Raw genomic sequence first — 23,675 nt, 5'->3', positions numbered from 1 at the left:
CCACATCGGACCCGCAGGCGGCGACCGCCTGCGGGTCCGATGTTTCCCGACCCGCGCCGGCCGCGCGCCGGCCCGTGCTGCACCCCCCGCACCGGAAGCGAGAACCCCTACATGGCGGCCCCCGAGCTGACCTCCCCGCGATCGCCCCGCGTCCTGGCCGCCCGCCGGCTGGCCCGCCGCAACGCGCGGGCCAAGGAGCGCAGGTTCCTCGCCGAGGGCCCGCAGGCGGTGCGCGAGGCGGTGCTGCGCCACCGCGGCGCGGCGGGCACGGGTGAGGAGGGCACGCTGGTCGAGGTGTTCGCCACCGCCGAGGCCGCCGAGCGGCACGCCGACATCGTCGAGGCCGCCCGCGCCGCCGCCGTCCCGGTGTACACCGCCAGCGACGCCGTCGTCGCCGAGATCTCGCAGACGGTCACCCCGCAGGGTCTGGTCGGCGTCTGCCGGTTCCTGGACTCGCCGCTGTCCGAGGTGCTGGCCGCCCGGCCCCGGCTGGTCGCCGTGCTCGCGCACGTCCGCGACCCCGGCAACGCCGGCACGGTGCTGCGCTGCGCGGACGCCGCCGGCGCCGACGCCGTCATCCTCACCGACGCCTCCGTCGACCTGTACAACCCCAAGTCCGTACGGGCGTCGGTCGGTTCGCTCTTCCACCTGCCCGTGACCGTCGGCGTGCCCATCGAGCGCGTGGTCAGCGGGCTGCACGAGGCGGGCGTACGCGTGCTGGCCGCGGACGGGGCGGGGGAGCGGGACCTGGACGCCGAGCTGGACGCCGGGCGCATGAGCGGCCCCACGGCGTGGGTCTTCGGCAACGAGGCGTGGGGGCTGCCCGAGCCGACGCGGGCCCTGGCCGACGAGGTCGTCCGGGTGCCCATCCACGGCAAGGCCGAGAGCCTGAACCTCGCGACCGCCGCCGCCGTGTGCCTGTACGCCTCCGCGCGCGCCCAGCGCGCCCGCCCGTAGCGACGGAGGGGCTCCGCTGCGTCACCTCGACCTAGTAGGGTTGCGCCCCTGGGGCCCGAGAGGGGGTGCGGGGATGAACGTCAGGGTTTCCGGCGCGGCGACCACCTCGTATGCGCCGGGGCAGTGCCTGCCCGGCGAGGTCGACGCCTGGACGAGCGAGGTGTCCGACCTCGGACTGCACCCCGACGATCTGCCCGACGGCCTCGTGGTCGCCGACGAGCGCGGCCAGGTGACCTGCTTCAACGCCGCGGCGGCCCGCATCACGGCCACCGTGGCCACCGAGGCGATCGGCCGCCCGCTGGACCAGGTGCTGCCCCTGGAGGACCTTGAGGGGCGCCGCTGGTGGGCGCTGACCGACCCCTACGGCGGCCTGGCCACCCGGGGCGGCCAGCCGGAGCGCAACCTGCTGCTGCCCGGCGGGCGCGAGGTCCTGGTGGCCGCCCGGTACGTGCGCGTGCGCCCCACCGGTCCGGTGCGCCGGCTGGTGGTCACCCTGCGCGGCACCGAGGCCAGGCGACGCACCGAGCGCAGCCACGCGGAGCTGATCGCCACCGTCGCCCACGAGCTGCGCTCGCCGCTCACCTCGGTCAAGGGGTTCACGGCCACGCTGCTGGCGAAGTGGGAGAGGTTCACCGACGACCAGAAGCGGCTGATGCTGGAGACGGTGGACGCCGACGCGAACCGGGTCACGCGGCTGATAGCCGAGCTGTTGGACATCTCCCGCATCGACTCCGGGCGGCTGGAGGTGCGCCGCCAGTGTGTGGACATCGCCGCCGCCGTCCGCCGTCACGTGCGGGCGCACACCACCGCGGGGCAGCGCCCCGACCTCTTCCTCATCAAGGTCGTGGAGCCGCTGCCCGATCTGTGGGCCGACCCCGACAAGGTCGACCAGGTGCTGGGCAATCTGCTGGAAAACGCGGTGCGGCACGGCGAGGGAACCGTCACTATCGAGGTCACCCCCACGCTCGTCGCCGCCCAGCCAGAAGGGTCCGCCGTGGACGCCGCCGCCCAGCCGAGTACCGCCGTCACCGTCAGCGACGAGGGCTGTGGCATTCCCGAGGAGTCGATGGGCCGCGTCTTCACCCGCTTCTGGCGTGGCAGCAAGCGCGGCGGCACCGGGCTCGGGCTCTACATCGTCAAGGGCATCGTCGAGGCGCACGGCGGGACGATCACCGTCGGTCGTTCCCGGGCCGGCGGCGCCGAGTTCCGATTTACCCTGCCCGTAGGGGCCCCGGCGCATCTGGCCTGACCACGGTCGGGTAGTGCGGCGGCGACCCTACGGGCTCTGTCGAGTACGGACGCCCCGTAGACTCGACCTTTGGCACCTTTGGCACCACCATCGTCGGCCAAGCCACGCGTGCCCGGCAGCCGGACGAGTTCGAGGCGCCGAGGCGGGGCGAAGCCAGCAGCCAATCGGAAGCACGGGAAGAGATGTCGGCACCCAACAAGTCCTATGACCCGGTAGAGGTCGAGGCACTGAAACCGGAAGAGATCGCCCGGATGCGGGACGAGGCACTGGCCGCGTTCGCCGCGGCCGGGGACCTCACGGCCCTGCACGAGGCGAAGGTCGCGCACACCGGCGACCGCTCGCCGCTGGCTCTGGCCAACCGCGAGATCGGCGCCCTGCCCCCGCACGCCAAGGCGGACGCGGGCAAGCGCGTGGGCGGGGCGCGGGGCGAGGTCTCGCGCGCGCTCAAGACGCGGCAGGCGGAGTTGGAGGCGGAGCGCGACGCGCGCGTGCTGGTCGAGGAGGCGGTGGACGTCACGCTGCCCACCGACCGCTTGACGCCCGGCGCCCGGCACCCGCTGACCACCCTCTCCGAGCGCATCGAGGACGTCTTCGTGGCCATGGGCTACGAGGTGGCCGAGGGGCCCGAGGTGGAGGCCGAGTGGTTCAACTTCGACGCGCTCAACTTCACCCCCGACCACCCGGCCCGCGCGATGCAGGACACCTTCTTCGTGCGCTCCGCCGAGGGCGCCGAGGCCGAGACGGAGTCCGGCATCGTGCTGCGTACGCACACCTCGCCGGTCCAGGTGCGCTCGATGCTCGACCGCGAGCCGCCCATCTACGTCGTCTGCCCCGGGCGGGTCTACCGCACCGACGAGCTCGACGCGACCCACACCCCCGTCTTCCACCAGGTGGAGCTGCTGGCCATCGACGAGGGGCTGACGATGGCCGACCTCAAGGGCACGCTGGACCACATGGTCAGCGCCCTTTTCGGGGAGGGTGTGCACACCCGGTTGCGGCCGAACTACTTCCCGTTCACCGAGCCGTCCGCCGAGATGGACATGCAGTGCTACGTGTGCCACGGCGAATCGGTCGGCAACCCGGACCGCCCCTGCCGTACCTGCTCCTCCGAGGGCTGGATCGAGCTGGGCGGCTGCGGCATGGTCAACCCGCGCGTGCTGGTCGCCTGCGGCATCGACCCGGAGCGCTACAGCGGCTTCGCCTTCGGGTTCGGCATCGAGCGGATGCTGATGTTCCGCCACAACGTCGAGGACATGCGAGACATGGTCGAGGGTGACGTGCGCTTCACTCGGCCGTTCGGGACGGAGATCTGATGCGAATCCCGCTTTCCTGGCTGCGGGAGTACGTGGACCTGCCAGCCGGCGAGACCGGCCGCGACGTGCAGGCCAAGCTCGTCGCCGCCGGCCTTGAGGTGGAGACCGTCGAGCAGCTCGGCACCGGCCTCACCGGCCCGCTGGTCGTCGGCAAGGTGCTGGCCTTCGAGGTGCTCGACGGCTTCAAGAAGCCCATCCGCTACTGCCAGGTCGACGTCGGCCAGGCCAACGGCACGGGCGAGCCGCAGAACATCATCTGCGGCGCGAGCAACTTCGCCGTCGGCGACAAGGTCGTCGTCGTGCTCCCCGGTGCCGAACTGCCCGGCGGCTTCAAGATCGCCGCGCGCAAGACCTACGGCCACGTCTCCGAGGGCATGATCTGCTCCGCCAGCGAACTGGGCGTCTCCGACGACCACGACGGCATCATCGTGCTCCCGCCCGAGCACGAGGTGGGCACCGACGCCGTCGCGCTGCTGGAGCTGGTGGACGAGGTACTGGACATCGCGGTCACCCCCGACCGCGGCTACTGTCTCTCGCTGCGCGGCGTCGCCCGCGAGACCGCCACCGCCTACGGGCTGCCGCTGCGCGACCCGGCCCTGCTGGACGTGCCCGCGCCCAACAGCTACGGCTACCAGGTCAGCGTGGCCGACCCGGCCGGCTGCGACCGCTTCACCGCCCGCACCGTCGTCGGCCTCTCGCCCGAGGCCCGCTCGCCGATCTGGCTCCAGCGCCGCCTCCAGAAGGCCGGCATGCGCCCCATCTCGCTGACCGTGGACGTCACCAACTACGTGATGCTCGAACTCGGCCAGCCGCTGCACGCCTACGACCGCTCCCGGGTCAACGGCACCATCGGCGTCCGCCGGGCCGTGCCGGGCGAGAAGCTCACCACGCTGGAGGGCGTGGCGCGCGTCCTGGACGCCGAGGACCTGGTGATCACCGACGACAGCGGGCCCATCGGCCTGGCCGGTGTCATGGGCGGCGCCAACACCGAGATCGCCGACGTCGCGCAGGAGACGGCGGACGGCGAGGCCGCCGGCACCACCGACGTGGTGATCGAGGCCGCGCACTTCGACGCCGTCTCCATCGCCCGTACGGCCCGCCGCCACAAGATCTCCTCCGAGGCGTCCCGGCGCTTCGAGCGGGGCGTGGACCCGGAGGCCGCCGCCGCCGCGGCGCAGCGCGCGGTGGACCTTCTCGTGCTCCTCGCGGGTGGCACGGCCGAGGCCGGTGTCACCGAGGTGACCACGCCGAGCGGACCGCGCACCATCACCCTGCGGGCCGACCACCCGGACCGGGTCGCCGGCGTCGACTACGGCCGCGAGGTGGTCGTCCGACGTCTCCAGCAGGTCGGCTGTGACGTCTACGGCCAGGACGAACTGGTGGTCACCGTCCCCAGCTGGCGGCCCGACCTGGCGGCCCCCAACGACCTGGCCGAAGAGGTCATCCGGCTGGAGGGATACGCCAACCTGCCCGCCACGCTGCCCCAGCCGCCGGCCGGGCGTGGCCTGACCGAGCGCCAGCGGCTGCACCGTCGGGTCGGTCGCGCGCTGGCCGGGGCCGGCTACACCGAGGCGCCGAACTACCCGTTCACCAGCGAGGAGGTCCTGGACCAGCTCGGGCTGGACGCGGACGACCCCCGACGCGCCACGGTCCGTCTGGCCAACCCGCTCTCCGACGCCGAGCCGGTGCTGCGCACCACGCTGCTGCCCGGCCTGTTGGGCGCGCTGCGCCGCAACGACGGCCGGGGCGAGCACGACCTCGCGCTCTTCGAGACCGGCCTGGTCTTCCGCGCGGCGGCCACTCCCGACGAGGTCGCTGTCGCCGGCGTGCGCCTGCCGGTGGACCGCCGGCCCACCGACGCCGAGATCGCCGCGCTCAACACGGCCCTGCCGCGCCAACCGCGTCGCGTCGCGGTCGTACTGGCCGGCGCACGTGAGCACGCGGGCTGGTGGGGCAAGGGCCGCGAGGCGAACTGGAGCGACGTCATCGAGGCCGGCCGCGTGGTCGCCCGACAGGCGGGCGTCGAGCTGATCGTCCGCCAGGACCAGCAGGCCCCCTGGCACCCCGGCCGCTGCGCCGCACTGCTGGCCGTCGTGGACGGGCAGGAGGTCCTGGTCGGCAACGCGGGCGAGCTGCACCCCCGGGTGATCAAGGCGCTCGGCCTGCCGGAGCGCACCAGCGCCATGGAGATCGAGCTCGACCGCCTGGAGAACGCGGCACCCGGGCCGGTGCGGGCGCCGCGCGTGTCCACCTTCCCGGTGGCCACGCGTGACGTCGCCCTGATCGTGGACGCCTCGGTGCCCGCCGCCGACGTGGAGGCGGCGCTCCGCGCGGGCGCCGGTGACCTCCTCGAATCGGTGCGCCTGTTCGACCAGTTCACCGGGGAGCAGCTGGAGGCGGGCAAGAAGTCGCTGGCGTACGCGCTGCGGCTGCGGGCCGGTGACCGGACGCTGACCGCCGACGAGGCGTCGGCGGCCCGGGACGCGGCGGTCGCCACGGCGCTGGAGCGCACCGGGGCGGTGCTGCGCGGCGCCTGATCCGCGGCGGAACCGGCGCCGAGCGCGCCCACGCACGCCAAGGGCGTGCCTCGCACACCACGTGTGGGGCACGCCCTTCGTGTGTCACCGGGCGCGCGCTGGGCACACCGCCGGCTTTGGGGCGTACGCGGGGGCGAGCGCGCCGGCCCGGTCGCTGTCTCGTACGACCGGCGTGGGTCGGGTGGTGCGGGAGTGTTCGGCCCTCGGGCGCGTGTGCACCCCGGTCATGCGGGATTCGGGCCCCGCTCACCCGAAGGAGTGAGAAGCGGACCTTCGCCGGTCAACGCTGTGTCGATGGTCGCCACAATCGTCCCGGTCGCGCTTCTCCATGGCACACGAAGGTCAAGGGGCCGCCCGACCGCCTCAATGGGCTGCTAGGGGGGCCGGTGGATGATCGGAACCAAGGCGGGGGGCGCGGCGCGACCGGCGCCCGTACGGGGTTCGCGATGGCTGGTGCCCGCACTGCCCGGCCTGTGGGTGCTCGCCGTGCTGGCCTGGGAGTCGGCCGCCCCGCCCGGGGTGCGGCTCGAACCGCTGCTGGCCGCCGCCCCCGCGGTGGCGCTCGCCCTGGGCGGCCAGTGTCAGCGGGTGCTGCTCAGTGGTGGGTGCGCGTTGGCCGCCCTGGTGCCGATGTCGCGGTGCGGGCCACGGGACACCGTCAACGTGACCCTGGGCACGTGCTTCTCGCTTCTCGTCGTGGTCGTCGCCTGCGGGCTGGTCAACCGGCGCCGGCAGCGTCTGGTGCGCGAGCTCGACCGCGCCCGTACGGTGGCCGTCGCCGCGCAGCAGACCGTGTTGCGCCCGCTGCCGCGCACGCTGTCCCAACTCGCCCTGGCTGGTGGGCAGTTGTCTGCCAGTCGGGGCGCGGCCGTCGGGGGCGACCTCTACGAGGTGCTGGCCACCCCGTACGGCGTGCGGATCGTGGTCGGCGATGTGCGCGGGCACGGTCTGGCCGCGATCGACACGGTCTCCGCCGTACTCGGCAGCTTCCGCGAGGCGGCCCACGACGAGCCCGAACTGGTGGGAGTCCTCCGCCGGTTGGAGCGCACGCTGCGACGGCATCTGCGGGAGCGGGCGGCGTCCGAGGCCGCCGCCGACCGGGCGGCGGCCGGGCACCAGGTCGCCGAGGACTTCGTGACGGTGCTGCTGCTCGAAGTGCGGCCCTCGGGTGAGGTGATGGCTCTCAACTGCGGCCATCCGTGGCCGTTTCTGCTGGTGGGCCAGGGGTTGGGGCACCCGGTGGGCCCCGGCTGGGTGGGTCCGTACGAGGCCGGGCAGCCGGCGTTGGCGCACCGCGCCTCGCTGCCGCGCGTGCGGCAACTGGCGCCGGGCGAGGCCATGCCGCCGCTCGGCCTGTTCCCGCTGCCCGCGCGGCCGGCGCCCACCCGCTGTGTCCTGCTGCTGCCGGGGGAGGCGCTGGTGCTCTACACCGACGGCGCCGAGGACGCCAGGAACGCGGCGGGCGACTTCTTCCCGCTGACCCGGGAGCTGACGGAGGCCGCGCGCGGCGGTCCGGTGCACCCGCAGGCCGTCGTCGACCGGGTCCAGGGCGCACTGCTGCGGCACACCGGTGGTCGACTCGGCGACGACGCCGCGCTCCTGGTCCTGCGCAACGACCGCAGCCGGGTGCCCGCCCAACTCCCGCAGCCGGTGCCGGCGGGTGACGTACAGCTCTCCTAGGGCCCGCCTGGTGGTTGGTCCGGTGGTGGGGCGTGGTGAGTCGAGGGCGGGAGCGGGTCGCGCCCTCACCGTCGCTGACGGGCGGCGGTGGCCGACGGCGCAAGCGTCGGCAGGTGATCGGCGGGGTGCGGTGGTGGTCGCGTACCGGCGCTCCGTGGCGTGACGTGCCGAAACGGTGGGGACTGGACCGTGGCGGAGGGCGCGCGAGCCTCCGCCCGCTGAGAGCCGCAGTGGACAGAGCGCGTTCCCCGCGAACGGTCCGCCAGGTCCCGTGCGGACGGGGCACCCGGGCGGTCCTCCCGGAACAGGCCGATCGGAGGGCCAACCGCACATGGCACGGACGGGCCGGCGGCAGATCGCCGGCCTTCGGCCGCGACTCCCACGAGATCTCCCACGTGGTCGAGCGCTGTTTCCGGAATTTACGTGAGACTGCTAATTCCGTTGCGTGTATGGGCGACACGGAATCCGGCTCGCCACGAGTTCACGGTAGCTCAATGAAGTCGTGATCTACTGAAATGAGCGGGTCGGGCACAGGTGTAGATCTGAATGGTTTCGAATGGTCCCGGCCCGTTGGAGCGAGGAGACGATTTCTCGGCATTTCAGAACGAGTGGACAGGTGAATTGTGGAGACAATCGCAGTTATCGGATTCGGAGACATGGGCGAGCAGATGGTGCCGCACCTGCTGGGCGCTGGGCATGCCGTGCGGGTGTACGACGTCGACGCCGCAAGGCTGCGCAGCGCCGAGGAGGCTGGAGCCGACGTGTGCGGTACAGCGGCTGACGCGGCACGAGGTGCCGGAATTACGCTGGGCCTTGTCATGTCGGACGACATCCCGTCCGCGTACTTCGGGGGCGACGGCATTCTCGCCGGAGCACGGCCTGGTTCCTTCGTGCTGGTGTGTTCCACGACCACACCGGCGATCCTGGATTCCGTGGCGGCGGCGGCTCCCGAGGGAGTGACCATCGTCGATACCCCCATCGTCGGTGGCGTCAAATACGCACGCGACCGCGGCATCACTTTTCTGGTCGGTGCGACGCAGAACGCGTTCGCGTCCGTGCGCCCGGCACTGGAAGTCCTCGGACACGTCAAGTACGTCGGTGCGTTCGGCTCCGGAGTGGCCTACAAGCTCATCACGAACGTGGCGATCATGGCTGCCGAGGCAGGGCTCCGCGAAGCGTTGGACCTGGCTGATCTGCTCGGTAAGGACTACGGGACGGCGCTGGAACTGATGTCGGTCGGCCCGATGGCTCCCGTTGTCGCACGAGCACTGGACACGACGAACCCCCGGCCGCTGCGCCGGTCGGCCGAAGACGACGACACGCTCCTGTCCTCCGTGGAGGACCCGCCCAGCCAGCTGCCGATCTCGTACGCCGGCGCCGCCCGGCTGTGGGAGGCGGTCAACGCGGTGGACGGCTTCGAACCCGACTTCGTCGACCTCACCCGCGAAGTCACCGCTCGCCCGCGGTTCCAGAACCGCCAGAACTCCCCCAGCTCTTCCCTTCCCCGGCGGCTACCTGGCCGTCGGGCGAGAAAGGACGCCTCGTGACGCTTCCCACCAACGCCCCCAAGACCGCCCCCGAATCCATTCGCGACCCGAGAACCGATCACCTGCTCACCCCGGACAACTGTGTCGTCACGATGATCGACTACCAGGAGGGGCAGTACGCGACCGTGGGCTCGACGAGCCGTGCGGAAATCGATCTGGGGGCGGTGACGCTGGCGAAGCTCGCCCGCGCGTACGAGATCCCCGTCGTTCTGAGCACGGTCGCCGTCGGGATGGGGGTCAACGAGAGTACGGTTCCCGTGCTGACGCGAGAGCTGCCCGGGAGCGTGGAGATCGATCGTACGGGCGTGAACTCCTGGGAGGACCCCGACTTCCGGGCGGCCATCGAAGCCTCGGGGCGCAAGAAGGTTGTCATCGCCGGGCTCTGGACCGAGGTCTGCCTCACCTACCCCACCCTCGACATGCTGCTGGAGGGCTACGAGGTGTACCCCGTGATCGATGCGGTCGGGGGTGTCTCGGCGGTCACTCACGCGACGGCGATCCAGCGCATGGTCCAGGCCGGCGCCAAGCCCATCACCTCACTCGCGTTCGGATGCGAGCTCATGCGTAACTGGGCCCGGCCCGACGCTGACCGCTACCGCGCGGTCATCAACGACTACTTCGGCCGAAAGCGCGAGATCGGTTCACCCAGCGGCGACCTGTTCGCCCGCTGAAGAACGCGCCGCCCCGGGCATGGCGGCGGGACGAGAACGCCGTCACGCGCCCTGGCGGACAGCGGGGACTCGGCCACGGGGCGGACGGGGACCGCCGGCCAGGGGCCTCTCGACCCCTCTGCGGCTGACCGGCCGGCCGGTCCGTCCGTGCCGTCTCCGGTTGGCCTTCTCATCGGCCCGCGCCCGCCCGCGCCGGCGTGTCGGAGTCCAGACCCTCGTCGCGGGCACCTCGGCGTACCCGGACGGCCTTCTGGTGGTCGCCGCGTGTCGGTGCGCGCACGTCCGAGGCGGGTCGGAGGGCGCGGGCCGGACAAGGGGGTGCGCTGGTGGCTGGCCGGCGCCGGCGCGTGCCACCGTTGGGCGGGTTCGGACGCGGGCCGGGGCGCGGGTGGGCGGGACCGGGGCAACGGCCGTGGCCCGCGCGGCGGTTCACACCCCGTGTGCGCGCGGCCCCCGTACGCTGAACTGACCGAAGGCACCGGAGGCCACCGGGAGGCCGGCATGGAGCCCAACACCCTGCTCGACGCCGTACTGGACGAGGCGGGCATCTCGCACGCGGCGCTGGCCGCGCACGTGAACGAGGCGGGTCGGGCGCGGGGCATGGAGCTGCGCTACGAACACACTGCCGTGGCCCGCTGGTTGAAGGGGCAGCGCCCCCGGGGGCAGGTCCCCGACCTCATCTGCGAGGTGCTCGGCGAACGGCTGCACCGCGCGCTCACCCTGGACTCCATCGGGCTGGGGACCCCCGGCGGCACCCGTACGGCCGGCACGCCGCTGTCCGGCTTCGTGGAGCGTGCCACCGCGCTGTGGCGCTCGGACGAGCAGCAGCGCCCGCACGTCGTCCAGGCGCCGGCGGTCACCGGCACGCCCGCCGTCATCCCGGTGTGGGAGTGGGAGAACCCGCCGGAGGACTCGGACGTCTCGCGGGAGGGGCTGACCCGGGTGAGCCTGCGCGACATCGCCATGCTCCGCTCGGCTCGCGCCCACTACGAGCAGATGTACCGCAAGGCGGGCGGCGTCGCGACCCGCGCCCGCGTCGTCGGCTTCCTCATCTCCGAGGCGGCGCCGCTGCTGCGGGGCAGCTACCCGGACGCCACGGGTCGCCAACTGCACCGGGCCACCGGCGGGCTCGTGGCGGTCGCGGGGATCTGCGCGTACGACTCCGACGCGCACGGGCTCGCCCAGCGCTACTTCCACCAGGCCCTGCGGCTGGCCAAGGCCAGCGGCGACCGGGGCCTGGGCGCCTACGTCATCGCCCTGCTGGTCAACCAGTCGCTGTTCATGCGCGAGCACCGGCAGGCGGTCGCGTTCGCCGAGTCGGCGCTGCGCGCCGCCGGTCCCCGGATCACCCCGGCCCTCACCGCCGATCTGTACGCCATGCAGGCCAAGGCGTACGCCCGGCTCGGCGACGGCGCGGGGGCGCTGTCCTGCATCCGGCGCGCGGAGAGCGCCGCCGAGCGCATCCGCCCCGGGCAGGAACCCGACGAGACCGGCTACGTACAGCCGGGCTTGGTGAACGTGCAGGTCGCCGAGGCGCTGTTGAACCTCGGAGATCTGGACGCCGCCCGCGAACACGCCACCGCCGCGGTGGACACCCCCGCGCACGACCGGGGCCGCGTGCACCGGCTGGCGATGCTCACGCATATCGAGCTGCGTCAGGGTGACGCGGACCGGGCGGGGGCGACCGCGGTGGAAATGGCGCAGCGGGCGCGTGGAATGGAATCGCAGCGCTTACGGGACCGGCTCCGCGCGGTGCGCGAGCATCTCGTCGAGAGCGGATGCGCCGCGACCTCCGAGGCCGCCGAACTGATCGACGGGGCACTGCGCGTTCCGCTGTGAGTCAGGTGGGGCTGCTCCCGCCGAGTCGCTGCCCCCTACCCGGCGGAAGGTGGCTGACCGTGCGATGGAAGAACCTCAGCGAGCAGACGGTGTACGAGAACCGTTGGTTCCGCGTCAATCTGGCGGACGTCGAACTCCCCGATGGGCACCACCTCGACCACTACCTCATCCGGTTGCGGCCCGTCGCCGTGGCCACGGTGGTCAATGAGGCGAACGAGGTGCTGCTGCTGTGGCGGCACCGGTTCATCACGGACAACTGGGGCTGGGAGCTGGCCGCGGGCGTGGTCGAGGACGGCGAGTCCGTCGCCGTCGCCGCGGCCCGTGAGATGGAGGAGGAGACGGGTTGGCGGCCCGGCCCTCTGCGACACCTGCTCTCCGTCGAGCCGTCCAACGGTCTGACGGACGCCCGGCACCACATCTACTGGGCCGAGGACGCCGCGTACGTGGGCCCTCCCGAGGACGCCTTCGAGTCCGAGCGGCGCGCGTGGGTGCCGCTCAAGCTCGTTCCCGAGATCGTGGCCAGGGGCGAGGTGCCGGCCGCCAACATGGCGGCGGCGCTCCTGCTGTTGCACCACATCCGACTCGGGTGAGCTGACCTGGGCCCGGCCGCGCACGCGCGGCCGGGCCGAACCCGCCGCTCTCAGTGCCCGGCGGCCTGCCAGAGGGCGACGGCCAGCGCGCACACCCCTGTGAGCGCGGCCAGGGAGCGCAGCGGCCATCGGCCGTGCTCCAACACCCGTACGCGTTCGGTCACCTCCGTCACGTCACGGTCGTGCTGTGCGCCGCGCTGGGCCAGTAGCGCGATCTGTCCGTCGATGCGGGCGACCCCGACGTCGACGGTCCGGCGGATTTCCGCGAGCTCCGCGGCTCCCACGTTTGGCTCGGGCTCGGTGCTCACGCCTGATCCCCTTCCACATGAATGTCCGTATGGGTGTCTGTACGATTACCGACCCATCGAGCGAACCACGGTTGCGCGCCGTACGGGAGCGTGTGCGGGGGGTGCGTGTGGGTTGGTCGTGCACACCCCGTGTGAATGACACTCCGTCACCAACCGTCCGAGCGCGTCGGGTGCCGATCCTTGCGGTACCTGGGTTGTACTCACCGACCGCCCCCGGTGACGGCTGCGTACCGTGACGGTGACGTGCGGGTGACGAGGGCGCCGCAGCAGGCCGCGCACGGGGCGCTCCGGGCCGCGCCGGCGGGCCGTGGGGGCGGGAGGGGGCGCGTGGCGGCGGGGCTGTGGGGCCGCTCCGTTTGGGGTCCGCCGCGCGCGGGCGCGGCGGACCCGGCACCGGTGCTCCTATCCGAAGCGGAAGCGCTGGTTGGTCGACTGCTGGCACTGGTACTGGATGAGCGGCGCGCCGACGTTCGGGTCCGCGCCCTGGACGTCAAGGCACTTGCCGGGTGCGAAGGTGCGCAGGTACACGGTGTTGCCGGGACCGTCGACGACCCTGAATCTCTGGTTGTCCTGCCCCGGGCGGTGGCAGGTGAACTGGATGATCTGCGCCTTGTTCTGGTCGCTCCGGTTCGCCACGTCCAGACACTTGTTGTCGGCGAACGTACGGATCTCGTAGCGCCCGCCGCCGACCGAGACGAAGGTGAACCGCTGGTTGGCGTCCGGGCCGCAGGGGCGCTGCACGGCCCGCGCACCGTTCTCCCGGTCGCTGTTGATGCCCTTGATCGCGATGCACTGACCGACGTCGGGGTCGCCGCCGAAGGTCTTGATCCGGGTCGGGCCGGACGGCGGGGCGAACCCCTGTGAGGCGTGCCCCACGCTCGGCACGCTCCCGGCGATCACGGCCGCCGTCGCGGCGGCGACGGACAGCCAGCGCGAGCTCCTGATGTGAACGCGCATGTCACCTTCCCCTGTCGAGTGATCTGACCTGACGCCCCAGGGTCGGCCTCCGGCGGGTGCGGCGCGGACGAAAGCGGCGACTCTCATCCGTTCGGTCACGCGCGTGGCAGCGGGCCGCGCGGCGCCCGCGGGCCGCGTCTCCCGGCGCCCGCCCCGAGAAGCCGGCGCCCGCGTTCGCCGGTCACCCGCGCCCCGGCAGGACGCCCGGCGACCGGGACCGCGTCCGTTCCTGGGCGACGACCGGCCCGGCTACCGCGTGCTGGCGCTTGTGGCCCTTCGCGCGCGGTACGCCGCCCGCCGCCTGGTGCCGGGACACCTGTCGCGGGTCGTCGTCCATGGCGGCGCCGGGGCGGGCGAGGGGGTGGCCGGCGGGCTCGCGCGGTGGTCGTCGGGCGGGCTCACACCGTGTCCCGGGGGTGCGGGAGCAGCTTGGACAGCGCGGCGTTGGCGCCGGCCTGGAAGCGGCTGGTGGCCTCCAGCTCCTCCATGATCTCGGCGATGTGGCGACGGCAGGTGCGCACCGACATGCCCAGCCGACGGGCCACCATCTCGTCCTTGTAGCCCTCCGCCATCAGGCGCACGATCGACCGCTTGAGGTCGTCGGTCACCGGGTCGGACTCGACACTGCCCAGGTGGAAGGGGGTCGCCGCGCGCCACAGGTGCTCGAAGACCGAGCACAGGAAGGCGACCAGGGTCGGCTCGCGCACGATGGCGGCCCCGGGTTCGCGCCCGGCGGGCTTGTGCTCGGGCAGGAAGACGACCTCCCGGTCGTAGATGATCATCCGGTCGATGACCTCCTCGCTGGTGCGCACCTCGCCGCCGTGCTCGATCAGTTCGCGGACGAAGGCCCGGGTGGCCAGATCGGTGCGCGCCGAGTGCTGGTACACGGTGCGCATGCGGACCCCCCGGTCGAGTATCCCGAGGGAGACCTTGCGGGCCGCGGTGAGGATGTGGGCGGGACGGGCGCCGCCCGGCTGCACGGTGAGCACCTCGCCGCGACAGCGCTCGCTGAGCTCGTCGAGGAGCGACTGCACGGTGGCCACGTCCGAGACGACGTCGAACGCCTCCATGCGATTGCGTTCGCGACGGCCGTCGTAGTAGGAGGGGGTGAGCGAGAGCATCTGGGCCCGCACCTCGGTCACCGCGTGCTGCAGGTCGCGGATCTGGTTCTCGGCCGACCCGACCAGCTCCACGGCCGCGGCGTCGGGGCTGACCGGCACCAGCAGTTCGGCGTTGCCAGGGGTGGGGTGCAGGAGACGCAGCAGGCTCAGCACCCGCTCGACGCGCGCCGCCTCCTCGGTCGGGACGCGGAGGCGCTCGGCGATCTCGCGGCGACTGAAGCGACCGAGCTGCACCGCCAGCCGGTAGGCCGCCACGCTCACGTCGTCCAGCTCCGCGAATGGCGGGTCGGAACCGATGGTTGCCGACATCCCCGAGCTTCCCCCCTCTTCCGTGCAGGTGTTGCCTCGCAACTTTAAGTCATCGGGATTTTCTTGGAAATGCTTCGAAGCCTTGGACGCCGCGTTGTCGTGGCCCGCCGCGCGCGTACCGCTCGCCGTGGCCTGTTCCGGGTGTGCCAGGGCAGCGTCAAAGCGTCCTCCCGGAGGAAAAAGGAAACTGTCCCGCGCTAATCTTATGACCGTCAAGGTCTGTCGGTGCTTGGCGCCTTGTGCCGCACGGTGTATGGCTGGCCTTGGCTCCTGCCCCGGTTCCGAGCGGAGGAATGAACGTGAGTGGCACCCCTTCGACCAACCCAACGACTCCGATGAGCTCGCAGACGACTCGCCGTGACCCCATCTGGGCCGGCTGAGCCGGAGTCTGAGCACGTCAGGACGGTACCGCTGACGAGAGAAGAAGATCGCGGAGCGATCTGACCGCGGGCCCTCGCCTCCCTTGGCGGGGGCCCGTCGGCATGGTGGCGGGTTACTCGGCAGTTGCCCCTAAGGCTTCACGCAAGGTGACCTCGGGGGCGACGTCGCGACCGTTACGGGGTGTAATGCCAAGGCGTTCGGTGAGAGGGGTGTACGCGAGACGATATGGCCGGGGAAATCGGAAGGCTTATCCCGGCGATCCGTTCGCGGATGGCGGCGGAAATTCTCTTTCGGTGTGTCGATTATGTGTTCGCCATATAGCAGATAAGCGGCGGCCGCTCCACGTCCCGCGACGGGGCATGTGGCTTCCTGACGGAAAGGGGCGCACCGGTTCCCGGTCGGTCCCGTGTCACGGGAATGCGCGCACGGCGATCTCTCGGTGAATGCGTCACGGCGGGTCCTCGGCGGGTGGCCGATTGCGCGGGTCCGTGTGTGCGCCTCTGGTGCGACGGGCTCGGGAATTCCGCGGGGAGGGGTGATGTGCCGACCGCCCTCGCCGGCCGCGCGGGGTGCGAAGGCGGGGCGGCGCGTCCGCGCACCCGGTAACGGAGACGGCGCGCGATGCGGGGCGCGGAGCCGGCGTCGGGCGCGGTCGGGTGCGGGTGGGCGGCCGTCGGGCGAGGCGTGGTGACCGAACGTGGGCGTGCGGGGCCAGGGGCGCGCGAGTGGCCCTTGATCGGTGCGTGCCGGGGTGGGGCCGGTGCCGCGCCCCGGGCGCCGCGCCCGAACGTCGGTCCGGGCGTGAGGCCGCTGGCCGGGGCCGGGACGGTCGACGGTGACCCGGTCGCCAACCGGTGGGCGCCGCACGGGCTCGATAGGGGGGGTGGCAGGGGTGTGCGCCGGGCGGCCCCGGTGGTGGCCGCCCGCCGGGCGCCGGCTCGACGGTGCGGGGCGGCGCGGTCCGCGACAAGTGGCTCCCGACCGGCGGGAGTTGTCGTCCGCGAATGCGGGTGAGGCACCGCATTCCGTGGCCATGGAGTGTCCACGGACAAGATCTGCCGGGGCCCGGGGACGCGCGTCGGATTCGCGGCAGTGGCTGTCGGGGTCGCGCGTACGGATTCAGGGGGTGACTTCGGCAGTGGCCGCGTATTCAGGTCGTCGTTTGATCGAGACCTGATCGAAATTTGAGAGTCGCCGATCCGGATTCCCCATATCCCTTGTCATGGCGCTCACCTCGGGTGGCGGCCGCTTCTCGTGAATCGCCGTGACGGCACTGGGTGCGCGGTCGCGAGCGCGTCGCGCGACCGCCTGTGTCCGTCCATCAACTGTCCGTGGAATATGCCCCTCCGTGCGGTGGTGGTGCCTTCACGGTGTCGGTTCGGTCACGCACGGACACGACCGGCCCGCCGGTGGGCCGGTCGGGCGCCGCGCGCCACGACACCGGCCATCAGTGCTCACCGCACCGCCGTGACCAGGGCCGTCCGTGCCACCGCCCCGGTCGAGCCCGGTCAGCCGTCGCCCGCCTCACCCGTGCCGGGCAGGGGTTCCCCCCTTGGAGACCCGGTGGCCCCGACACGAGGCGCGGTCAACGGCGCGCGACGGGGCGGGAAACTCTCCTACGCGCGCCCCTCGCACTCCCATGCGTCCACCCGTCCACTGGGTGCCCGGATGGTGGACGCCGCGCGGCGCCGTTTCCCCTCCCGACGCCCCTGGTGTCGCGGTGCCGGCCCGTCGACGGGGCCGTGCGGCGCCTGTTCGGTAGGGGGCGCGCACCGTGGAGATGAGGGGTGCGGCGCCCTTGGCCGGCACTCGCGCCCGTGCGATCGTGAGGAACGATCGCGCCCCGCCTCGCCGGGCGCGACGTCGGACGGTGGATCGGCCCGGGTGAACGAGCGCCCGCGCACGGCGGGGTGAGCGCCGGCGAGGTGCTGGCCGACCGGGGATCGCACGGCCGTCCGGCGGCGTGAAGGGAGGGGAACGCGATGGCTGGCCCGCGACAGGAAGCAGCACCCGACGAACGCGGCGCCCGGGCGTCCGGAGCCGCCCCCCACGACGACCCGGCCCCGTTCGTACCGCACGCACCCGCCGCACCGCGTACCCCCGCCCTGGCCGGCCCCGGCAGCCCGAGCCGCCACCCCGTCGCCACCGACCAGCGGGCCCGGCGCGGCCTCCCACCCCACGACCCGCCCCGCCCCGCGTCGGGCGCCCCCCGCCGCCCGACGCGCCCGCCGGGTCCGCACGCGCGCCGGACGTGGGCACCCCACCCCGTGCGCGCATCGCGCCCCCGGCGCCGTACGCCGTCGGCCGCACCGCGCCCGTCGAGCGCTCGCGCGCCACGGCCGGATTCCGTGCCGCGCCTGGTCGTGGCGTCGCTCTCGCGCTCCGCGCCACGACCGGTCCCGCCGCCGCCCGTGGCGCCCGGTCCACGAGTCGGCGGGGACGGCCGCTCGGCGCGCGCCGACCACCTCCCGCACTCGCCGTCCGCCGTCCGTCGGACGGTCGTGGCGCCGGCCGGCCGGCTCATACCCGGGGCGCGGCCACCGCACGTGACCCGCGCCGTTCCGTTGTCCGTCGTGACAGGCCCGTGGGCGCTCGCCGCGCGGCGGACCGTGGCCCGCCTGTCGGCGCCGCCCTCCTGACGCGGGCGACGGCCGCGCCCGACCGTCGCGCGCCTCGTCGTGTTCGGCCGCACCACGCGCGCCGGGAGCGGCCTCACACGCAGTTGTTGCCGTGCAACTAATGGACACCGGAGGGCGCCTGAGCGCTCCGTAGACTGAACCCGTTCGCGGGAACGACTCCACGCGACGTGCGGGCGCACCTCCCGGCAGTCCTGGTAGCAGGCGCGTCAAAAGCTATGAATTCACGGGGACTTGGGGTAGCCATGGCTTTGATCGATCGGAGTAGGGAACTCACCACGCTCGATGGCGCGATCGCCGGATGTCTGTCGGGAAACGCCAGGATCGTGTTCGTCGAAGGGCCGGCGGGCTGCGGCAAGACCGAGCTGATCGAGTGCGTCGCCGAGCGGGCCCAGCGGCTCGGCGCCACGCTGCTGCGCGCGGTCGGCTCGCCCCGGGAGCGCATGGTTCCCCTCGGCGGCCTTCGACAACTGATCGCCAGCGCCCCGACCGGGGCCCTGCCGCACACCGCCCCCGTCGGACCCGCCGACCTGGTGCGGGTGGAGGCCATGCAGGAGTTCTGCGCGGCGCTGCACCAACTCAGCACCACCACACCCGTGGTCGTCTGCGTGGACGACCTGCAGCACGTCGACGATCCGACCCTCCAGTACCTCCTGTACGCCGCGCGCCGTACGCGCTCCGCGCGCGTTCTCCTCGTCCTGGCCGAATCCCTCCACGAGCACACCAGCGACCCCGTCTTCAGTACCGAGATGCTGCGTCTGCCGCACTTCGAGCGGCTGCGCCTGGAGCGGCTGGACCGGGCGGGGGTAGCCGAACTGGCCGCCACTTACCAGGGGTTGCCGTCACAGGAGACGTTCGTCGACGGCCTGTACGCGATCAGCGGCGGCAACCCGCTGCTGCTGCGCGCGCTGGCCGAGGAGCATCGGGCGACCCCCTCGGCCCGCCGCCCCGCGCTCCCGGAGCCCGAGAACGGCGGTCCGTTCACCCAGGCGGTGCTCACCTGCCTGCACCGGGGCGGGCAGGGCACCATGCGACTGGCCGAAGTGCTGGCCGTGCTCGGTGAGATGGGCACGGTGGAGTCGGTGGGGCGGCTGCTGGGCGTGGGCGCGGCGACGGCCTCGCAGGGCGTGTACGCGCTCAACGCCGCCGGCATCGCCGACGGCTGCGGATTCCGGCACCCCTGCGTACGGGCAGCCGTCCTGCACGCCATGGACCCGGGCGCGCGGGCCGCGCTGCACCGGGACGCGGCGCGGCTGCTGCACAGCGTCGGCGCGCCCAGCCCGATCGTGGCCGCGCACCTGCTGGCGGCCGGGGACGCCGGCGAGCGCTGGGGGGTCGCGGCGCTGCGGGACGCGGCCGAACAGGCGCTGGCCGATGACGACGTGACACAGGCCGTGGCCTGTCTGACGCTGGCCCACCAGGCGTGCGGTGACGACCAGCGCAGGAGCGCCATCAAGATCAGGCTGGCCGCGATCACCTGGCGGATCGACCCGTACGCCGCCGAGGAACACACGGCCGAGCCCCTGGCGGCGTCGCGCGCGGGTCGGCTCGTGGAGGCGCACCTGCCCGCGCTGGCCCGACTCCTGGTCACCCAGGGGCGGGTGGACGCGGCGGCCGAGGTCCTGGAGCGGCTGGCCGACGCGCGCGGTGAGGGGAGCGCGCCGGTCTCCGACGCGATCCGTGGGAACCTGCTGGGCGCGCAGTTCGGCCAGGCGACACCGGCCGGGGCGCGGGCGGTGGTCGCGGTGGCCAAGGACACCGACGGCGCGCCGACAGTCACCGAGGGCGCGGCGACCCGGCCCGTGGCCGGCATGTGGGCCGTGCCCGTGGCGGCCGAGGGGGAGCCGGCGGCGGCTGCCGCCGAGCGGTTCCTGCAGACCGCCGTGCTGACCGACACCACCATCGAGCCCATCGGCCAGGCGCTGCGCACCCTGGTGCACGGCGACCGCCCGGACCGGGCGCTGCCCTGGTGCCAGTCCTTCATCGAGGAGGCCGACCGACGTGGCGCGCCGGGCTGGAAGGCCGCCTTCGCCCAGGCCCAGGCCGTGATCATGGTCAGGCAGGGCAATCTGCGCGCCGCCGAGGAGTGTGCCACCACGGCGCTGGACTGCCTGCCTGAGAAGAACGGCAGCGTCTTCGCCTGCGCGCCCCGTGCCGTGCTGATCTACACGGCCACCGCGCAGGGCCGGCACGGCGCGGCGGCCCGCCAGCTCAACCACCCGGTGCCCGACGGCCTGTTCCGCACCGTGTACGCGCTGGGCTACCTGCGCTCCCGGGGCTTCTACCACCTGGCGACGAACTGCTTCCACGCCGCGCTCAGCGACTTCCTCGAAGTCGGCCGGCTCGCCCGGCGCTGGGGTCTTGACCGGGCGGTCGTGGTGCCCTGGCGTACGGACGCGGCCGAGGCGCTGATCCAGCTCGGCGACCGGCAGCAGGCCGAGCAACTGGTCGCCGAGCAGCTCGCGACGGGCGACGCGCGCAACGCCCGGGTGCGCGGGGTGGCGCTGCGGGTGCGGGCGGCGGTGGCCGAGGTCGGCCAGCGGCCCCGGCTGCTGGCCGAGGCCGTGGACGAACTGCGCAAGTACGGCGACCGGTTCGAGCTCTCCCGGGCGCTGTCCGATCTGGGGCAGGCCTTTCAGGCCGTGGGGGAGCCGGCGCGGGCCAGCATGGTCACGCGCCGGGCCTGGCACCTGGCCAAGGAGTGCGGCATCGAGTCCGCGCGGGAGCGCCCGGTGCCCGGCCATCCCACCCGGGCCGTCCCCGAGCGGGAGGACCCGCTGTGGTCGGCGGACCCGGACGTGGACGCCAAGCTCAGCGACTCGGAGAAGCGGGTGGCCGTGCTCGCCGCGTACGGCTACACCAACCGGGAGATCGCGCTCAAGCTCTACGTCACCGTGAGCACGGTCGAGCAGCACCTCACCCGCGTCTACCGCAAGCTCAACATCACCCGCCGCCAGGAGCTGCCGATGAACCTCCAGCTCAGCATGGCCGAGATCGCCTGAGCCGCGCGGATGCCCCCTGGGCACCGTCCGGGGACGCGGCGAGGGGCCGCCCCGTCGGTGGGGCGGCCCCTCGGCCGGTGCCGTGCCGGCTCTCCGCACGCCCTGGTGGGGGAGCGGTCGGCCCGGGTCAGGAGTAGGTGTAGAAGCCCGAGCCGCTCTTGCGGCCCAGGCGACCCGCGTCGACCATGCGCTGGAGCAGCGGGGGAGCGGCGTACAGCGGCTCCTTGTACTCCTCGTACATGGAGTCGGCCACCGAGGCGACGGTGTCCAGGCCGATCAGGTCGCTGAGCTTGAGCGGGCCCATCGGGTGGGCGCAGCCCATCTCCATGCCGTCGTCGATGTCCTCACGGCTGGCGATGCCGGACTCGAACATCCTGATCGCGGACAGCAGATACGGGATGAGCAGGGCGTTGACCACGAACCCGGAGCGGTCCTGGGCCCGGATGGCGTGCTTGCCGAGCACGCCCTGCACCACGGCCTCGGCGCGCTTGATGGTCTCCTCGCCGGTGGTCAGCGCCGGGATGACCTCGACCAGGCGCTGCACCGGCGCCGGGTTGAAGAAGTGGATGCCGATGACCTGGTCGGGGCGGGAGGTGGCCACCGCCAGCTTGACCAGCGGGATGGAGGAGGTGTTGGAGGCCAGGATGGCGTCCGGGCGGGTCACCACCTGGTCGAGTACACGGAAGATCTCCGTCTTGACCTGCTCGTTCTCCACGACGGCCTCGATGACGAGATCGCGGTCGGCGAACTCCCCGAGGTCGGTGGTGAAGCTGAGCCTGGCCAGCGCCGCGTCGCGCTCGTCGGGGGTGAGCTTGCCGCGTTCGGCGGCCTTGCCGAGCGAGTTGGTCAGCCGGGTACGGCCCAACTCCAGGGCCTCGCCGGTGGTCTCGGCCACCATGACGTCCAGGCCGGAACGAGCACACACCTCCGCGATGCCCGCGCCCATCTGGCCGCAGCCCACCACTCCGACGCGTTCGATGTCGGTCACATCGTGCCTTTCGCTGATCTTCTTCGGCCGGCGGCGGACGTCCACCCCTGGCTTGTGGCACGGAGGGCTTCGCTGACCGCCTAGGCCACGACGTTACTCCGCGCCCTCCCGCTCACGGGGGGCCGGGGCGGGCATGCTGACCATGGAGTGATGTGACGCACGCGACAGTTAAGGGGATGGCAGATGGGGCGCTGGGAAGGGATGGGCCGCCGCGGCTTCGCCGTCGGGGCCGCCGGAGCCGTGTCCGGGCTGCTGGCCGGCGGCCCCGCGCTGGCCGCCGGCCACGCCGCGCGCGAGGGCGGGACGGCCCCGGGCCGTGAGCCGGCCGGGCCGCCGGCGGTGGGGCGGCCGGAGCTGCGCGCGATGTGGCTGGCCACCGTGGTCAACCGGGACTGGCCCTCGAAGCCGGGGCTGCCCGTGCGGCAGCAGCGGGCCGAGCTGACCGGGTTGCTCGACGCGGCCGTGCGGCGGCGGCTGAACGCCGTGATCCTCCAGGTGCGGCCCACCGCCGACGCGCTGTGGCCCTCGCCGTACGAGCCGTGGAGCGCGTACCTGACCGGGACGCAGGGCCGCGACCCGGGGTGGGACCCGCTGGGGTTCGCGGTGCGCGAGGCGCACCGGCGCGGTCTGGAACTGCACGCCTGGTGCAATCCGTACCGCGTGGCCCACCACACCGACCCGTCCCGCCTGGTCGCCACGCATCCGGCGCGGGTGCACCCGGAGTGGGTGGTTCCGTACGGTGGGAAGCTCTACTACAACCCGGGTCTGCCCGAGGTGCGGCACTTCGTGCAGGACGCGATGTTCGACGCGCTCACCCGCTACGCCGTCGACGGGCTGCACTGGGACGACTACTTCTACCCGTACCCGGTGGCCGGCCAGGTCTTCGACGACGACGCGGCCTTCGCGCGGTACGGGGCGGGGTTTCCGGACCGGGCCGCGTGGCGCCGGAACAACATCGACCTGCTGGTGCGCGAGACCTCCGAGCGGGTGCGGGCCCTGCGGCGGCGGGTGCGCTTCGGGGTCAGCCCGTTCGGCGTCTGGCGCAACAGGGCCAGCGACCCGCTGGGCTCCGACACCCGGGCCGGCGTGCAGACCTACGACGACCTGTACGCCGACACCCGGCGCTGGGTGCTGGAGGGCTGGCTGGACTCCATCGTCCCGCAGGTCTACTGGCACATTGGCTTCCCCGCGGCCGACTACGCCACGCTCGTCGCGTGGTGGGCGCGCACGGTGCGCGGCACGGGGGTGCGGCTGTACGTCGGCGAGGCCCTGTACAAGGCGGGCGACCCGGCCCAGCCCGCGCCCTGGCGGGACGTCGCCGAGCTCTCCCGCCATCTGACGCTGGCACGGGAGTACCCGCAGGTCGCGGGGCACGCCTACTTCTCGGCGAAGGAGGTCGCCACCGACCCCTTCGGCGCGATGGCCCGCGTCGTCGCCGACCACTACCGCACCCGGGTGCGGCCTCCGCGCTGAGCGGCGCCCCGGTCGCGCGCCCGCCGCCCCGGGCCCCGGGCGCGCACCACCCGCCGAGCCGGGCGCGGGCGGACCCGCCGCCCGGCCCGCTCTCGGTTCCGGCCCGGGGCGCGCTGG

15 protein-coding genes are annotated in these 23,675 nt (G+C 73.3%); 11 read left to right on the top strand and 4 right to left on the bottom strand.

What is annotated here, in order from left to right; translation table 11 throughout:
* Positions 1–111: 111 nt before the first annotated feature.
* From ACFVFR_RS02590 to ACFVFR_RS02550, 9 genes are all read left to right on the top strand, one after another.
* On the top strand, positions 112–957 hold the full coding sequence (locus ACFVFR_RS02590; protein ID WP_383697354.1) for a TrmH family RNA methyltransferase: 846 nt from the start codon (positions 112–114) through the stop codon (positions 955–957).
* A 73-nt stretch (positions 958–1,030) separates the two neighbouring features.
* The gene (locus tag ACFVFR_RS02585; RefSeq protein ID WP_383697353.1) at positions 1,031–2,206 is read left to right on the top strand and encodes an ATP-binding protein; all 1,176 of its coding nucleotides are present in this window, start codon (positions 1,031–1,033) and stop codon (positions 2,204–2,206) included.
* 182 nt (positions 2,207–2,388) lie between these two features.
* A complete protein-coding gene (pheS, locus tag ACFVFR_RS02580; RefSeq protein ID WP_383697351.1) occupies positions 2,389–3,519 on the top strand; it encodes a phenylalanine--tRNA ligase subunit alpha in 1,131 nt (376 codons plus the stop codon).
* Positions 3,519–6,056 carry a phenylalanine--tRNA ligase subunit beta gene (gene pheT, locus ACFVFR_RS02575; protein ID WP_383697349.1) on the top strand — a complete coding sequence of 846 codons (2,538 nt, stop codon included), beginning with the start codon at positions 3,519–3,521 and terminating at the stop codon, positions 6,054–6,056. The genes pheS and pheT overlap by 1 nt, the downstream gene beginning before the upstream one ends.
* A 390-nt stretch (positions 6,057–6,446) precedes the next feature.
* Positions 6,447–7,736, top strand: coding sequence for a PP2C family protein-serine/threonine phosphatase (locus ACFVFR_RS02570; protein ID WP_383697348.1), 1,290 nt, complete (start codon positions 6,447–6,449; stop codon positions 7,734–7,736).
* A 623-nt stretch (positions 7,737–8,359) separates the two neighbouring features.
* Positions 8,360–9,283, top strand: a complete 924-nt coding sequence (locus ACFVFR_RS02565) for an NAD(P)-dependent oxidoreductase (protein WP_383697346.1) — start codon at positions 8,360–8,362, stop codon at positions 9,281–9,283.
* A complete protein-coding gene (locus ACFVFR_RS02560) occupies positions 9,280–9,954 on the top strand; it encodes an isochorismatase family protein (RefSeq protein WP_383697344.1) in 675 nt (224 codons plus the stop codon). Before ACFVFR_RS02565 ends, ACFVFR_RS02560 begins: the two co-directional genes overlap by 4 nt.
* 501 nt (positions 9,955–10,455) lie before the next feature.
* Positions 10,456–11,793: a transcriptional regulator gene (locus ACFVFR_RS02555; RefSeq protein ID WP_383697342.1), complete on the top strand. Its 1,338-nt coding sequence runs from the start codon at positions 10,456–10,458 to the stop codon at positions 11,791–11,793.
* 59 nt (positions 11,794–11,852) lie between these two features.
* On the top strand, positions 11,853–12,383 hold the full coding sequence (locus ACFVFR_RS02550; protein ID WP_383697339.1) for an NUDIX hydrolase: 531 nt from the start codon (positions 11,853–11,855) through the stop codon (positions 12,381–12,383).
* Positions 12,384–12,433: 50 nt separating this feature from the next.
* On the opposite strand, the gene ACFVFR_RS02545 is transcribed toward ACFVFR_RS02550, so the two are convergent.
* The 3 genes from ACFVFR_RS02545 to ACFVFR_RS02535 all read right to left on the bottom strand — a co-directional run bounded on the left by ACFVFR_RS02545 (position 12,434) and on the right by ACFVFR_RS02535 (position 15,078).
* Positions 12,434–12,691: a hypothetical protein gene (locus ACFVFR_RS02545; protein ID WP_383697336.1), complete on the bottom strand. Its 258-nt coding sequence runs from the start codon at positions 12,689–12,691 to the stop codon at positions 12,434–12,436.
* Positions 12,692–13,093: 402 nt separating this feature from the next.
* Entirely contained in the window at positions 13,094–13,648 is a 555-nt protein-coding gene (locus tag ACFVFR_RS02540) for an RICIN domain-containing protein (protein WP_383697333.1), read from the bottom strand.
* 398 nt (positions 13,649–14,046) lie between these two features.
* Entirely contained in the window at positions 14,047–15,078 is a 1,032-nt protein-coding gene (locus ACFVFR_RS02535) for a LuxR C-terminal-related transcriptional regulator (protein WP_383697330.1), read from the bottom strand.
* 3,262 nt (positions 15,079–18,340) lie between these two features.
* Between ACFVFR_RS02535 and ACFVFR_RS02530 the strand changes: the two genes are divergently transcribed.
* On the top strand, positions 18,341–21,097 hold the full coding sequence (locus ACFVFR_RS02530) for an AAA family ATPase (RefSeq protein WP_383697327.1): 2,757 nt from the start codon (positions 18,341–18,343) through the stop codon (positions 21,095–21,097).
* A 127-nt stretch (positions 21,098–21,224) separates the two neighbouring features.
* Here ACFVFR_RS02530 and ACFVFR_RS02525 read toward each other — a convergent pair whose 3' ends face one another.
* Positions 21,225–22,085, bottom strand: a complete 861-nt coding sequence (locus ACFVFR_RS02525) for a 3-hydroxybutyryl-CoA dehydrogenase (protein ID WP_383697324.1) — start codon at positions 22,083–22,085, stop codon at positions 21,225–21,227.
* 183 nt (positions 22,086–22,268) lie between these two features.
* Here ACFVFR_RS02525 and ACFVFR_RS02520 point away from each other — a divergent pair, with 183 nt between their 5' ends.
* Positions 22,269–23,558, top strand: coding sequence for a glycoside hydrolase family 10 protein (locus tag ACFVFR_RS02520; protein WP_383697322.1), 1,290 nt, complete (start codon positions 22,269–22,271; stop codon positions 23,556–23,558).
* The last annotated feature ends 117 nt before the right edge of the window (positions 23,559–23,675 follow it).

Origin of the sequence: Streptomyces sp. NPDC057702 (assembly GCF_042799315.1) — a bacterium.
In the GTDB taxonomy this organism is placed as follows: domain Bacteria; phylum Actinomycetota; class Actinomycetes; order Streptomycetales; family Streptomycetaceae; genus Streptomyces.
The sequence above is the reverse complement of the archived record's forward strand: the minus strand, read 5'-3'. Positions and strand labels throughout refer to the sequence as shown.